The following is a 14305-nucleotide window of genomic DNA, read 5'->3' as shown; positions in this document are numbered from 1 at the left end:
TGCACATCTATTAGTTTAAGAATTTACTTTAACCATTGCTGGACGAACTACACGGTCTTTGAACTGATACCCTTTTTGCAGCTCTTCCACAACAATTCCCGATTCATAATTCGGGTCTTGTGCTTGCATAACCGCTTGATGCTTGTGCGGATCAAACGGAGCGCCTTGCGCTTCAATTGGTTGCAAGCCTTCTTGATCAAACACTTGCACCATTTGGCGATAGACCATGTTCACGCCTTGCAGCAAAGATTCCACCGTCAAGGTTTCTTTGTCAACGGCAAGCGCGCGCTCGAAGTTATCGAGGGCTGGCAACAGGTTCTCAATCACTTTAATAGAAGCGTATTTCGCCAAATCCTCTTGTTCTTTACGGACACGGCGACGCAAGTTTTCCATGTCAGCCATTGTACGCAAATAACGGTTGTGGTTTTCTTCAGCTTGTGCTTTCCAATGTTCTGCTTCACTCAGCGCATCGGCAACATGTGCCTCTTCCTGAGTGGTCGTTCCTTCAGCTTCATTGCTTGATTCATTTACTTCTTCATCTTGCCATGTCGTGGATTTATCTTCTGTCAAGCGGATAACCTCCTACCTTACAACAATCCTTCTATATGTAAGCGGGTGAGTATTCCCGCCACATTGCGTCATTCATGTAACGAAACGAGCTTTGGCGCTCTATCGCTTGAACTGGTCGGTCAAGATGTGTGACAACCCCTGTGCCAGATAGTCAAGGACAGAAATCACTTTGCCGTACTCCATTCGAGTCGGCCCCAAAATCCCAATCGCTCCAACTGGCTTACCATCCAAATAATAGGAAGTGGTAATAATACTGCAATTCTTCATCGCATCCGCATCATTTTCCTGCCCGATCCGAATCGTCAACCCAGAATCCGAGTGATTAAACAGATTCACCAGCTGATCGTTCTGTTCCAAAAGCTCCAAGACGTCTTTTACCTTCTCGACATCTCGAAACTCCGGTTGGTTCAGGATCTTGGTTGCGCCACGCATGAAAACGCGGTCTGCCGCTTCATTGCTAAAGGTCTGTTCAATCATAAACAGCATCTCTTCGTACTGCTCAACATGTCGTCGCATTTCAATCGCAACTTCCTGATATAGATGCTGGCGAAGCTGCCATAATGGTACATCTTGTAGCTTGCTGTTTAATATATTGACCAGCTTTTCAATTTCCGACCCGCCAATTTCGGCAGGCAGATTAAATACCTTGTTCTCAACACGACCCGTATTCGTCACAATAATCGCTACGGCTTGTTGCTCATTGATCGGAATGATCTGGATGTGCTTCAAACGATGTTCAAAAATCTCTGGCCCCAGCGCAATCGACGTATAATTCGTCATCTGAGAAAGAATCGCTGCTGTATGCTCGATCACTTGTTCGAAGCGCGTAATCCGGTCAGCAAAAATTGACTTCAAATTCGTCAACTCAACCTGATTCAGATTACTTGGCAGCATAAGATTATCGACATAAAAGCGATAACCTTTGGTAGAAGGAACCCGTCCAGCAGATGTATGCGGCTGTTCCAAAAAACCCAGTTCCTCCAAATCAGACATCTCATTGCGAATCGTCGCTGAACTGAATCCAACATCCTCCCGTTTCGAAAGCGTACGAGAGCCAACAGGTTCGGCCGAATGAATGTAATTATCGACAATCGCATTGAGAATCAAACGTTGACGCTCTGACAACATAATTACTTTCGCCTCCCCTTGTTAGCACTCTTCATGGTTGAGTGCTAAAGTCTATAATAAAATTATCAAGTGGCGATTCATTTGTCAACTTATCTTGGCGAAAAATCTGTCGTTTTTTACCTACGGAAGAAACTCCAACTTTTATCCACGTAGAAACCTTGCAAAAACCTCATTGCCAAGCGGTAGCGCTTTTTTCGTCAGACGTAGGAAGCCATCATGGATCTCCAGCATTCCTTTGACGATCTCCTCTTCCACGATCTCCCCAAACTCTTGCTCCATCGTACGACCAAAGCGTTTCGCGAATCTAGCAAGATCAACACCCTGAATGAGTCGCAGTCCCAGAATCATCTGATCTTCCATCGCTTCATTCAAAGGAACAGCAAACTCTTCTACACGCGGAAGATTCTCTTGAGCAAGCTCGACATATTTGGCCAGCGGGCCTGCGTTGACGTGACGCATTCCTCCTACATAACCATGCGCACCAGCGCCTAATCCATAGTAGTCATTGTTCAGCCAGTAGGTGCAGTTATGCTTGCTTTCCATCCCCGCTTTGGCAAAATTACTCACTTCATACTGCTCAAAACCATGCTGTGCCAGCTTCTCGATCAGAAGCAGATACATCTCAAGCTCGGTCTCCTCTTCTGGCAGAGGCAGCTTACCCTTTTGATAAAGGGTGTGAAACAGGGTGTTTTCTTCCACCTTCAGACCGTAGCTGGAAATATGAGTGAGCGGTAGCTGCATCGCTTTCTCGATGGAGGTGTTGAATTGTTCCAAGCTTTGGTTCGGTAGCCCAAACATCAAATCAACCGAGATATTATCGAAGCCTGCAGCCACCGCATTGTCAATACTCTGGTAAACCGTAGGCACATCGTGGATTCGTCCAATCTTTTTCAGCAGCTCGTCATCAAACGATTGGACGCCAAAGCTTAATCTGTTCACCCCAAAGGAGCGCATCAGCTTCAGCTTCTCCAGATCAGTTGTCCCTGGGTTGGCTTCCATGGTGAATTCCAGCTTGCTTGAGAAATGTTTCCCAAGATGTTGTTCCACCGATTCCAGAAAGTATCGCATCTGGTCGAGTTCCAAATAGGAAGGGGTTCCTCCCCCGACAAAGATCGTGTTGATTTCATCGGGCGGTGTCTCTTCAAAAGTTCTCGTCATCTCTTTGCGCAAAGCGTCAAGATAATCCCAGACGATTTGTGGATTGCTGGTGACGAACGAGTTGAAATCACAGTAATAACATTTATTCGTACAGAATGGAATATGCAGGTAAACGGACTTAGGGGGCATGTTTTCCCCTCCTTGCTTGCAAAGAATTGTCATACATGCATCGAGTCAGTCAAATCGGATCAGAACCGATGATGCCCTACTAAACAGACGACCTGACGAGAGGACGTCAGGTCGCTTGAGTACTTATTTCTTTTCATCCATGCGTAGAACCGCCATGAATGCCTCTTGAGGAACTTCGACGGAACCAACGGCTTTCATCCGCTTTTTGCCTTCTTTTTGCTTCTCCAAGAGTTTGCGTTTACGGGAAATATCCCCGCCATAACACTTGGCAAGCACGTTTTTACGCATCGCGCTGATCGTTTCACGAGCAACAACTTTTTGTCCGATTGCTGCCTGAATTGGCACCTCGAATTGTTGACGTGGAATGAGTTCCTTCAGCTTCTCACAAATCACTTTACCACGCCCATAAGCCGTGTCTTTGTGTACGATGAAGGAGAGAGCGTCAACCACTTCGGCATTAAGCAGGATGTCCATTTTCACAAGCTTGGACGCCTTGTAGCCGGCCATTTCGTAATCGAAGGAAGCGTATCCGCGTGTGCCTGATTTCAACAGATCGAAGAAGTCATAGACGATCTCGGAAAGCGGCATGTCGTATTTTAGCTGGACGCGATTCTCTCCAAGGTATTGCATGTCGATGAAATCTCCGCGTTTGCCTTGGCAAAGCTGCATGACGTCACCCACGTAATCTTTCGGTACCATCACCGTAGCCGTTACGTATGGTTCCTCGATCATTTCGATCTTTTGAACCTCTGGCATTTTGGAAGGGTTGTCTATCTCGATCATTTCACCGTTTGTTTGCGTAACGCGATAGATTACGCTTGGTGCGGTGGTGATCAAATCAATATTAAATTCACGCTCGATGCGCTCCTGGATGATCTCCATATGAAGAAGTCCCAAGAAGCCGCAACGGAAACCAAAGCCCAACGCTTGGGAGGTCTCTGGCTCAAACTGCAACGAGGCATCGTTCAGTTGAAGTTTTTCCAACGCGTCGCGAAGGTCGTTGTATTCACTGGTATCAATCGGATACAAACCGCAGAATACCATTGGATTGATTTTGCGGTAACCAGGCAATGGTTCAGCAGCCGGACGGCTGGCTTCCGTGATGGTATCCCCCACACGAGTGTCCCCAACAGTCTTGATAGAAGCTGCTACATAGCCTACGTCCCCTACAGTCAGCTCATCCACTGGCGTCTGACGAGGTCTTGATGTACCAATCTCGGTTACTTCATAAGTAGAGTTGGTGGCCATCATTTTGATTTTCATACCTTTGCGAAGTGTGCCGTTCACAATTCTAACAGATGCGATTACGCCGCGGTAGGAATCGAAGTACGAGTCAAATATCAATGCTTGAAGAGGTGCGTCCGGATCGCCTTCTGGAGCCGGAACCTTTTGGACAACAGCCTCCAGTACATCCTGAATGCCAATTCCCGCTTTAGCGGAAGTCAGACACGCATCGCTTGCGTCCAATCCGATTACATCTTCCACTTCTTGCTTGACGCGCTCAGGCTCTGCGCTTGGCAAGTCAATCTTGTTAATGATCGGGATGATTTCCAAGTTGTTATCCAACGCAAGGTATACGTTGGCGAGCGTCTGCGCTTCAATTCCTTGAGCCGCATCCACGACCAACAATGCACCCTCACAGGCCGCCAAGCTACGTGACACCTCATATGTGAAGTCTACGTGCCCTGGCGTGTCGATCAAATGAAGAATATATTCCTCACCGTCTTTTGCTTTGTAATTCAGTTGAACCGCATTCAATTTGATAGTGATTCCGCGTTCCTTTTCCAAATCCATGGTGTCAAGGAATTGCGCTTCCATCTCACGCGCGGTCAAAGCGCCGGTCAACTCAAGAATGCGGTCGGCAAGCGTTGATTTCCCGTGGTCAATATGCGCGATAATAGAGAAGTTACGAATTTTTTTCTGTCTTTCACGACGATCCATGATATTATTCCCTCCCACAAAAAGTGGACAATATAGAATGTCCCACCCGACTAAACCATTCTGTCTCATCGAGGGGGCAACAATACGTATTGAAAACCCTGTGATTCCAACGTAATGGTTGCACTTAGAGTCGAAGCATCCGTTCAATCCGATTGATCTTTCGAAAAAGTGCGCTAGATTACAGTATAACAAAGCATGAATGCCTGATCAACCAGCAATGGTATTCATCAAAAAAGGATGCTTCTCCTCCCAAGATATGCTAGATTGTTTATAATGATCAAAACTCTAAGAGCCCGACTAAAGGAGCGATTCAATTGTTTCAACTGGACCGTCTTGTATACGTAACTTCCCGTCCAGAGGAAGTCAAACAATCTCTTAAAGATCGTGGGTACTCCGAAGTAGCATCAGGTACCTCATACCCTGGAGTAGCGACGCGAATTTATCCCTTCACTGGCGGAGGATTTCTGGAAATAGCCTTTATCGAGGATGAACAAGCGGTCTTAACTACAGAGGGCGGACAGGCTTTGAAGCAATTCCTCACCGAACAAGGCGACGGCTTTCATACACTCGTTTTGGAAACAGACGATTTGGACTATGTCATCTCAGCATTACAAGCAGAAGATTATCCAGTTCAGGAAATTCCAGTACAGCGTGTAGTAGACCCAAGCGGCCAGACGGTTTCGTTTAAAATGGTGGGCAGCTATCCGCACTTGCCTTGGTTCATTCAATACGACAAGCCGCGCCAATCACCTGTTGGATTCCCGCATGCGGCTATTATTCGTTCCACAACGCTAACCGCCGACGTGAATTTATTAGAGAGAATCCTCAGAATCGGCCCAATGATCGTGAATTATCCGAACACTCACGCTGCCGTGTTCCCACTCGCCAATGCATCTCTACGCATTGAAGCAGCGGATGATTATTCATTTGGCTATTTGGAACCACAAGGGCTGTTGTTTGATCAACCGACCATCAAACCTGAATAATCGGTAGATAACGAAACCAGGAAGGTCATTTGCCTTCCTGGTTTCGTTTGTGTATGCCTAATTGCCTAGGAGCTGGTTCATTAGAAGTGAAATACAGTACTTTGGATATTTATTACGTTTTTAACTGTAACCAACCTGTTTTTCCCAAAAATTACCTGATATAATGAAAGTTGTACAATAGAACAGCTCCTCAAGGGTGATCGGCTCATCCCCACACGAAAGGGGGTGAGGCCATGACAGTATTCCAAGCATTGACGCTGATGATTTCCTTCGCATCGCTCGTTGTGACGATTCTGTCCTTCTCAAACAAAAAGAAGTAGATCACCCTTGAGCCCAACAACTCGGTGATCTACTCCTCAGTGCTTTATGGAGCCGCCCCTATGAGGGGACGTCTATTGTACAGGGCCGCAGGTGTTCCCGCACTTGCGGTCCTTCTTACTTAGTGATGTCATTTCCCCTTCTGTATTCTAACAAATACTAGTGGAAAATGCTACCATCTATCCGATGACAGTTAGTTCTTTCGGGAACGTTGTCAAAACTTCTACACCATTCTCCGTCACAATCACATCATCTTCTATTCTTACCCCCGCTAAACCTGGGATATACACGCCAGGTTCAATGGTGAAGACCATTCCCGCTTGCAACATGTCTTGATTCTGTTCATGTACAGAAGGATACTCGTGCACGTCAATACCCAATCCGTGACCCAATCGGTGAATAAAGTATTCACCATAACCTCTGGCAGCGATGACGTCGCGTGCAGCTCGATCGACACTCGCTAATGTAACACCTGGACGAACCGCATCAATACCTGCAAGGTTACCCGCTAGTACTGTTTCGTAAATTTCTTTGAGCTTGCCATTCACTTCACCCACCGCGAAGGTACGGGTAATATCTGAGGCATAACCATCCACATAAACCCCTAAATCAAACAGCAGAAGCTCTCCGGCCTGGATCTTGCGGCTACCGGCATGACCGTGCGGCAATGCGCCTTTCTCTCCCGCCAATACAATCGTTGTAAACGCAGGTGATTCCGCCCCCAGCTTCTTCATCTGGTATTCCAGCTCGGCAACGATCTCAACCTCAGTGACACCTGCTTGCACTTTCTTTAGCCCTGCACGCAGGACATCCTCCACTACTTGAACCGCTCGCTTCATTCGTAGCACTTCATCCGAGGTCTTGATCATCCGCATTTGTTTCAGCGGTTCATCTATATCGATGTATTCAGACGCGTGAATGACTTCTTGCATGGCTTCAAAACGTGTCAAGGTAAAATGACTTTTCTCCAGTCCCATTCGTACCAAAGAGACCGGTAAGGCTTGCTTCAGCACTTCATAAGCGTTCTGGGTATCCGTATGCGTAAGGATGTTCTGCATTCCAGTCGCTTCGGCTGCCGCTTCCCTGTCAAGCGCTGGCACGATCAATACCGGCGCCTCCCCACGGACTAGTACCAAGCCCATGAAACGCTCATGCGGATCGCTATGGAAGTGGGTTAGATAGTAAACGTGCTTAGGGAGTGTGATCAAAATAGCATCCAGTTGATTCTGTTCCATAAAGGTATGTAGTTTGTCGATACGCGTCATGTTCATATGTATTCACCTATCCCTCTATAAGATATTGAGTTGATTTGCACCACATGCCGAGAATATCATCTTCCGTAAAAAAAGAGAAGGGAGCATGCAAGTTTTCGCCCCCGGTATGCAACCCTAGAGATGAGGTGACATTATGAATCAGATTCTTTTACCTGATCAATCCATCCTTGAGTATATTGATCAGGGGACAGGCCATGCTCTCCTATTCATCCATGCGCCATGCATCGGTCATGTGAACTTCCAATACCAGGCCCCATTAGCCCAAGATTTTCGCTTAATCATTCCCGATCTGCCTGGACATGGCGGAAGCTCCCCAATAAAAGGGAAACTCTGTACCGAATCATTGGCTCAACTTATTGATTATCTGGTTGAGCAATTGGAGCTAGATCAATTCACACTCTGTGGCTACTCACAAGGAGCCTCGCTAGCCTTGGAATATCTGCTTCGTTATCCCCATAAAGTAAGTTCCGCCATTCTGGTCAGCGGATATTCGGAAGTGAACACATTATTCCTGCACACTCGGTATCTTACGGCTCAAGCTCTCTCACAGATGGGTGCCGTCGGGGTTCTCGCCAGAACAATCAGTTCCTCTCACCTCTCCGATGAACATGAACAACAGAAGTGGATCGAACACATGCGTCGAACCGATCCCCACACTCTACATGAATTATATGTCACCGGTCATCATTATAACTGCTCACAACAGTTACATCAGATAAAAACACCCGTACTGCTCATCTATGGCGGCAACGATGAGCCCATGCACACTTACGCCAAACAGCTACATCAGGGATTGAATCATTCCTTTCTGCACTTCATTCCTGACATTAGCCACCAGGTAGTTACCAAAGGAGCGGAACAATTGCACGAGCTCCTTCGTCCGTTCGTCCAGTCACACGCTATCTCAAACGCAAAGAGCCCTGTCTTCGTTTGAGCAGGGCTCCTTTGCAATCGGCTCTGATGTATTCCTCGCCTGCTTGCATTCCTGATTAGTTTTTCATTCGTGGGTCGAGGGCATCTCGCAAGCCATCCCCAATGAGGTTGAACCCTAATACCGTCAACATGATAGACAGACCCGGGAAGATTACAGTCCACGGCGCTTTTTGGATATATTCACGTGAATCCGCCAGCATTTTACCCCATTCCGGCTCAGGCGCTTGTGCACCCAATCCTAGGAAGCCTAGTGCAGCCGCTTCGATAATGGCGGTAGCTACACTCATGGTTCCTGTCACTATCACCGGTGCAAGGCTATTAGGCAGAATGTGCCTCAGCAAAATGCGGGAATCCTTCATTCCCATCGCTCTCGCGGCGGTAATGAATTCTTCTTCCTTTAAGCTGAGTACCCTGGAACGAACCAGTCGCCCAAATGTCGGAACGTTAATGATCGCAATCGCCAGCAAGGCATTCTGAAGAGACGGACCTAAGATGGAAACAATGGCAATCGCCAGCAAAATACTAGGGAATGCCAGCATGATATCAAAAATTCGGGAAATCAGCTGATCCGCCCACCGTCCATAATATCCCGCAACAAGTCCGAGTAAGGTTCCAGCCACAATTGAGCCTAACACCGAGAATGTCCCAACCCATAAGGAGATTCGGGCTCCGTATACAATCCGGGTCAGCATATCCCGACCATTGTAGTCTGTTCCAAACACATGCTCAGCAGATGGCGCTTTGTTGCGATTCACCAATTCCCCCGCATCGTATTGGTAATGGGTAATCACGGGCGCCAGAACTGCGATAATAATAAAGAACAGAATGATAACCATTCCAGTAATCGCAAACTTGTTGCGAAACAAGATCCTCATCGCATCTCGCCAAGGAGAGGAGACTTTTTCAGTCTTCTCAGGAATGGTTACATTTTGTACAGTAGGTGTCATTTCTGCCATTTCTCGTGCCTCCTCCTAGCGATATTTAATTCGCGGATCAATGTACGCGTACAGCAAGTCTACAATCAAATTAATACAGACGAAGAGTGTGGCAATGACCAGGATCCCTGACTGAATGACCGGATAATCGCGGTTTCCAATTGCCGTATAAATATATCGTCCGACCCCCGGCCATCCGAAGATTGTCTCCGTTAAGATCGCCCCACCCAACAAGAGTCCTGTCTGTAATCCAATAACCGTTAATACTGGGATAAAGGCATTTTTCAGCGCATGCTTGTAAATGACAAAGAAATTGCCAAGACCTTTGGCGCGAGCCGTACGCATGTAATCAGAACGCATTACCTCCAACATACTGGAGCGCGTAATACGGGCAATTATGGCCATTGGAATTGTTCCCAATGCGATACCTGGAAGGATCAAGTGTTTGATGACATCCGTCAGCTGATCCCAACGTCCAGCTAACATGGTATCCAGTATATAGAAGTGCGTGATGGCATCGACCGGATCACGCGGATTGTCACGACCAACAGTAGGAAGCCACTTCAGCTCCTGAGCAAAATACCATTGCTCCATCAAACCAAGCCAGAAAACTGGTATAGATACCCCTATCAAGGCAATCAACATGGCCATAAAGTCAAACCATGAATTCTGTTTCCACGCAGAGAGTATCCCTGCATTCACACCAACGAACACGGCAATCAACATACTGACAATCGTCAGTTCTGCTGTAGCAGCCAGATATCGTGGGATTTCCGATGAGATCGGCGCCTTGGTTAACAAGGACTGGCCCAAGTCACCAGATAAAATCTGTTTGCAAAAATCAAAATATTGTACATACAACGGGTTGTCCAACCCCAATTGAGCACGTAAAGCCATAACTGACGCTTTACTCGCTTTTTCTCCCAAAATCATTTGCGCCGGATCTCCAGGGATAGCGTGAATAATAGAGAAAACGACGATAGACATTCCTATAAGTACCGGGATGAGCATAAATAACCGACGCATGGTGTAGGCTAGCAAGACGAACGCCTCACTTTCTCATTCAAATAGAACTTACGCGAAACAATGAAGGAAAGCATAAGATACGAATGGGTAGGGTAAGAAGAGGAGCTCCCCTTACCCTATCTCAATTCGTAAATGTTCAGTTTTATTACTGCATGTCAACTACATCCATGCTTTCTGTTCCAGTTGGAGAAGGAACAAAACCACTTACTTTCTTGGAAGCTGCGATTGCTTGATTAGAGTGAACCAATGGAATCGCTGGCGCATCTTTGAAAATCAACTCTTGCGCTTTTTTGTACAACTCAGTACGTTTTGCTTGGTCGGTTTCGGTTTGGGCTGCCATTAACAGCTTGTGAACATCTTCGCTTGCATAGCGGGTGTAGTTATTGCTGCCAATGGTGTTTTTGTCAAGCAAGGTAGCAAGGAAGTTGTCTGGATCTCCATTGTCGCCAGTCCAACCAATCAAGAACATTTGAGACTCACCTTTTTTCAATTTGCTAAGGTAAGTTGCCCACTCAAACGTGATAATTTTGGTTTTAACACCGATTTTATTGAAGTCCTGTTGGATCGCTTCCGCCGTTTTTTGTGCGCTAGGCATGTATGGACGGCTTACCGGCATCGCCATGAATTCAACTTCAAAACCATTCGGATATCCCGCTTCAGCAAGCAATTGCTTGGCCTTGTCGAGGTTGTAATCACGATCGGTGATGCTGTCGTTGTAACCCCATACTTTTGGCGCCAACATGTTTGTCGCTGGTTGGGCCAAGCCGCCGTAGAACGCTTGGATCAATGCTGGTTTGTTGATGGCATGACCTAATGCTTCACGAACTTTTGGATTGTCGAACGGCTTCTTCTCATTGTTAAACCCAAGATAGCCGACGTTCATGGATGGACGAAGGATCAATTGCAGATCAGGACTGTCTTTTACAGATTGCACGTCATCTGGATTGAAGCCTTCGATTATGTCAACTTCACCAGATTTAAGTGCAGTCAGACGAGCTGTGTTATCAGGAATTACTTTGAAGATTACTTTATCCAGCTTCGGCAAGCCTTGTTGCCAGTAGTTTGGATTTTTCTCCACTGTAATGGTATCTTCACGTTTCCATTCTTTGAAAATAAATGGTCCTGTACCAACTGGGTGTTCACCGAATTTTTCTTTTTCCTCTTTCAACGCTTTAGGAGAAGCGATACCGAAGCAAGTCATACCCAAGTTGTTAATGAAAGGAGCTTGCGCGTGAGTCAACTTGAATTCAACGGTTTGTTTGTCAACTGCTTTCACAGATTCGATGACAAGATCTTTGCTGCCTTTGAATCCCCCAAACATGTCAGAAAAATAAGAGAATTGATCTTTTAAGTGCAATGGATTGCTTGGGTCCATCCAGCGTTCAAAGTTGAATACAACTGCTTCAGCGTCAAAGTCTGTTCCATCTGTGAACTTCACGCCTTGACGAAGGTGGAAGGTGTAGGTTTTGCCATCAGGTGTTACTTCCCATTTCTCAGCCAAACCTGGTACTACTTCTGTCGAGCCTGGTTTGTAATTGACGAGAGTCTCAAGAATATTGTCGGTAACTCTAAAAGATTCACCGTCTGTCGCTGCAATAGCATCCAGTGTTACAGCGTCTCCACCACGAGCAAAGATTAACGTTTTACCGCCTTTGTTCGCATCGGTTGTGGTTGGTTGAGTTTGGGCTGCATTATCAGCTGGTTTGGAAGCTGGTTGAGAGCTGCAACCGGTTACAATCATGGATGCCGTTATTGCACCTGTAAGTGCCGTTCCAAGCATTTGCTTCTTTTTCATTCACGAATTCCCCCTTATTCATTAATAACGATTGCCAGTGAAATTGGATATGTATCTCGCTCCAAACATCCCCCCTTCACGATGGTTGAAGTTCCATGCGCTTTATTGCTTGTAAAGATGACATGCCACAGCGTGATTTTCGTCCGAGCTTAGTAATTCGGGTTTCACACTTCGGCAGATATCCATTACGTGAGCACAGCGAGTATGAAATGTACAGCCTGATGGAGGATTAGCTGGGCTCGGCACATCTCCTTGCAGAATAATGCGTTCTTGCTTCCAGTCTGGGTCTGGATTAGGAGCCGCAGATAATAAGGCCTGCGTATAGGGATGTTGTGGATTTTCATATAGCGAGTCTTTGTCAGCAATCTCGACGATACGCCCCAAATACATGACGCCCACTCGATCACTTATATGCTTCACTACGCTCAGATCATGAGCAATAAAGAGGTAGGTAAGATGGAATTCCTTTTGCAGATCCTGCATAAGATTGAGCACTTGGGATTGAATGGACACGTCCAATGCTGAGACTGGTTCATCCGCTACGATTAGCTTGGGATTGGTCATCAGCGCACGGGCAATTCCGATCCGTTGACGCTGTCCTCCACTAAACTGATGCGGATAGCGTTTGGCATGATAGCTGGATAAGCCTACCACTTCGAGCATTTTATGAACTCGTTTCACTCTTTCTTTGGAACTACCGAGACCATGGACGATTAGTGGCTCTTCCAGAATCTTTTCTACATTATGTCTGGGATTAAGAGAAGCAAACGGGTCCTGAAAAACGATTTGCATATCCCGTCGCATTTCCCGCAAGCTGTTTTTGCCAAGCTCCATCAGATTCTTATCTTGAAAATAGATTTCGCCTTCCGTAGGTTCGATCAATCGCAGAATGGAACGACCCGTTGTCGATTTGCCGCAACCGCTCTCTCCCACCAATCCTAATGTTTCACCCTCGTGAAGTGTGAAGGAAATATCATCAACCGCTTTTACTTTGCTAATTTCACGGGCAAGTAAACCGCCTGTGATGGCGTAATATTTCTTAAGATTCTTAACTTTTAATAGCTCCCTAGCCACGCGCATGCTCCTCTCCTTATGCTTATTCGTGCAACCAGCAACGAGACCAGTGTCCTTCACTTACTTGAGACAATTCTGGCATCTGGGCTCGACACTTGTCTGACGTATGCTCACATCGAGGGGCAAATCGGCAACCAACTGTCAAAGAGCCTGGAATCGGCACGTTGCCTGGAATGGAGTATAGCCGTTCTCTTTTCTCTTCCAGCTTAGGGATCGACTTAATCAATCCAATCGTATACGGATGCTTCGGATCCTTCAAAATCGTCCGGACATCCCCTTGTTCAACTACATTGCCCGCATACATGACAATGACACGGTGACACATCTCGGCAACGACACCGAGGTCATGGGTAATCATCAAAATGGCCGTGCCCTGGTCTTCATTCAGCTTGCGCATCAAGTCCAAAATCTGCGCCTGAATGGTTACGTCAAGCGCGGTTGTCGGCTCATCGGCGATTAATAATTCAGGATTGCAAGCCATCGCCATGGCGATCATCACACGTTGTCTCATTCCACCTGACAGCTGATGGGGATATTCATCCACGATTTGTTCAGCCCGGGGAATCCCAACCTTTTGCAACATTTCGATTGAACGCTTGCGAGCTTCTTTTTTACTCGCCTTCGTATGTAAGCGAATCGCTTCACTGATTTGATTGCCAATCGTAAACACAGGATTAAGTGAAGTCATCGGCTCTTGAAAGATCATCGCAACTTCATTGCCCCGTAGTTCACGCATCCTTGCTTCACTAACTTCAACAAGATTCTCGCCCTTAAATCGGATGCTACCTCCAACAATTTTGCCAGGAGGATTCGGAATCAAGCGCATGATGGAAAGCGAGGTAACACTTTTTCCACAGCCGGATTCTCCTACAATCCCCAAAATTTCGCCTTTATTGATAGACAAATCAATTCCATCGACTGCGGGAATTTCTCCACGGTCTGTAAAAAAGTGCGTTCGGAGTTTTTCTATATCAAGAATAGACTGAGTCAAGTGCCGCACCCCTCTTTTTCACCAATCATTTTTGCATAGGACTAACT

At 46.5% G+C, this 14305-nt stretch carries 13 protein-coding genes; 3 read left to right on the top strand and 10 right to left on the bottom strand.

The annotated features are described in order from the left end of the window. Positions 1–15 precede the first annotated feature (15 nt). From grpE to lepA, 4 genes are all read right to left on the bottom strand, one after another. The gene (gene grpE / locus ACQCN2_RS03305; protein ID WP_426927456.1) at positions 16–570 is read right to left on the bottom strand and encodes a nucleotide exchange factor GrpE; all 555 of its coding nucleotides are present in this window, start codon (positions 568–570) and stop codon (positions 16–18) included. Between the two features lie 99 nt (positions 571–669). After that, on the bottom strand, positions 670–1698 hold the full coding sequence (hrcA, locus tag ACQCN2_RS03300; protein WP_426927455.1) for a heat-inducible transcriptional repressor HrcA: 1029 nt from the start codon (positions 1696–1698) through the stop codon (positions 670–672). Between the two features lie 141 nt (positions 1699–1839). Continuing rightward, on the bottom strand, positions 1840–2985 hold the full coding sequence (hemW, locus tag ACQCN2_RS03295; protein ID WP_426927454.1) for a radical SAM family heme chaperone HemW: 1146 nt from the start codon (positions 2983–2985) through the stop codon (positions 1840–1842). 123 nt (positions 2986–3108) lie between these two features. Then, complete coding sequence (gene lepA, locus ACQCN2_RS03290) at positions 3109–4926, bottom strand: translation elongation factor 4 (RefSeq protein ID WP_426927453.1); 1818 nt, start codon at positions 4924–4926, stop codon at positions 3109–3111. A 314-nt stretch (positions 4927–5240) separates the two neighbouring features. Here lepA and ACQCN2_RS03285 point away from each other — a divergent pair, with 314 nt between their 5' ends. Together ACQCN2_RS03285 and ACQCN2_RS03280 are read left to right on the top strand one after the other, a co-directional pair. Further along, positions 5241–5912, top strand: a complete 672-nt coding sequence (locus ACQCN2_RS03285; protein WP_426927452.1) for a VOC family protein — start codon at positions 5241–5243, stop codon at positions 5910–5912. 233 nt (positions 5913–6145) lie between these two features. Next, a complete protein-coding gene (locus ACQCN2_RS03280; protein ID WP_426927518.1) occupies positions 6146–6232 on the top strand; it encodes a putative holin-like toxin in 87 nt (28 codons plus the stop codon). A 177-nt stretch (positions 6233–6409) separates the two neighbouring features. On the opposite strand, the gene ACQCN2_RS03275 is transcribed toward ACQCN2_RS03280, so the two are convergent. Continuing rightward, a complete protein-coding gene (locus ACQCN2_RS03275) occupies positions 6410–7501 on the bottom strand; it encodes a M24 family metallopeptidase (protein WP_426927451.1) in 1092 nt (363 codons plus the stop codon). A 136-nt stretch (positions 7502–7637) separates the two neighbouring features. Between ACQCN2_RS03275 and ACQCN2_RS03270 the strand changes: the two genes are divergently transcribed. Next, positions 7638–8438, top strand: a complete 801-nt coding sequence (locus ACQCN2_RS03270) for an alpha/beta fold hydrolase (RefSeq protein WP_426927450.1) — start codon at positions 7638–7640, stop codon at positions 8436–8438. Positions 8439–8493: 55 nt separating this feature from the next. On the opposite strand, the gene ACQCN2_RS03265 is transcribed toward ACQCN2_RS03270, so the two are convergent. The 5 genes from ACQCN2_RS03265 to ACQCN2_RS03245 all read right to left on the bottom strand — a co-directional run bounded on the left by ACQCN2_RS03265 (position 8494) and on the right by ACQCN2_RS03245 (position 14258). Then, positions 8494–9393 carry an ABC transporter permease gene (locus tag ACQCN2_RS03265; RefSeq protein ID WP_426927449.1) on the bottom strand — a complete coding sequence of 300 codons (900 nt, stop codon included), beginning with the start codon at positions 9391–9393 and terminating at the stop codon, positions 8494–8496. Between the two features lie 15 nt (positions 9394–9408). Further along, positions 9409–10413 (bottom strand): ABC transporter permease, encoded by a 1005-nt coding sequence (locus ACQCN2_RS03260; protein WP_426927448.1) that lies wholly within the window; start codon positions 10411–10413, stop codon positions 9409–9411. 130 nt (positions 10414–10543) lie between these two features. After that, a complete protein-coding gene (locus ACQCN2_RS03255; RefSeq protein ID WP_426927447.1) occupies positions 10544–12193 on the bottom strand; it encodes an ABC transporter substrate-binding protein in 1650 nt (549 codons plus the stop codon). A 102-nt stretch (positions 12194–12295) separates the two neighbouring features. Then, the gene (locus tag ACQCN2_RS03250; RefSeq protein WP_426927446.1) at positions 12296–13273 is read right to left on the bottom strand and encodes an ABC transporter ATP-binding protein; all 978 of its coding nucleotides are present in this window, start codon (positions 13271–13273) and stop codon (positions 12296–12298) included. A 16-nt stretch (positions 13274–13289) separates the two neighbouring features. Continuing rightward, positions 13290–14258 carry an ABC transporter ATP-binding protein gene (locus ACQCN2_RS03245; RefSeq protein WP_426927445.1) on the bottom strand — a complete coding sequence of 323 codons (969 nt, stop codon included), beginning with the start codon at positions 14256–14258 and terminating at the stop codon, positions 13290–13292. Between the last annotated feature and the right edge of the window lie 47 nt (positions 14259–14305).

Origin of the sequence: Brevibacillus ginsengisoli (assembly GCF_050113715.1) — a bacterium.
GTDB classification, from domain to species: Bacteria; Bacillota; Bacilli; order Brevibacillales; family Brevibacillaceae; genus Brevibacillus_H; species Brevibacillus_H ginsengisoli.
Note: the sequence above shows the minus strand (reverse complement) of the source record. Positions and strands in the feature narration are given on the sequence as shown.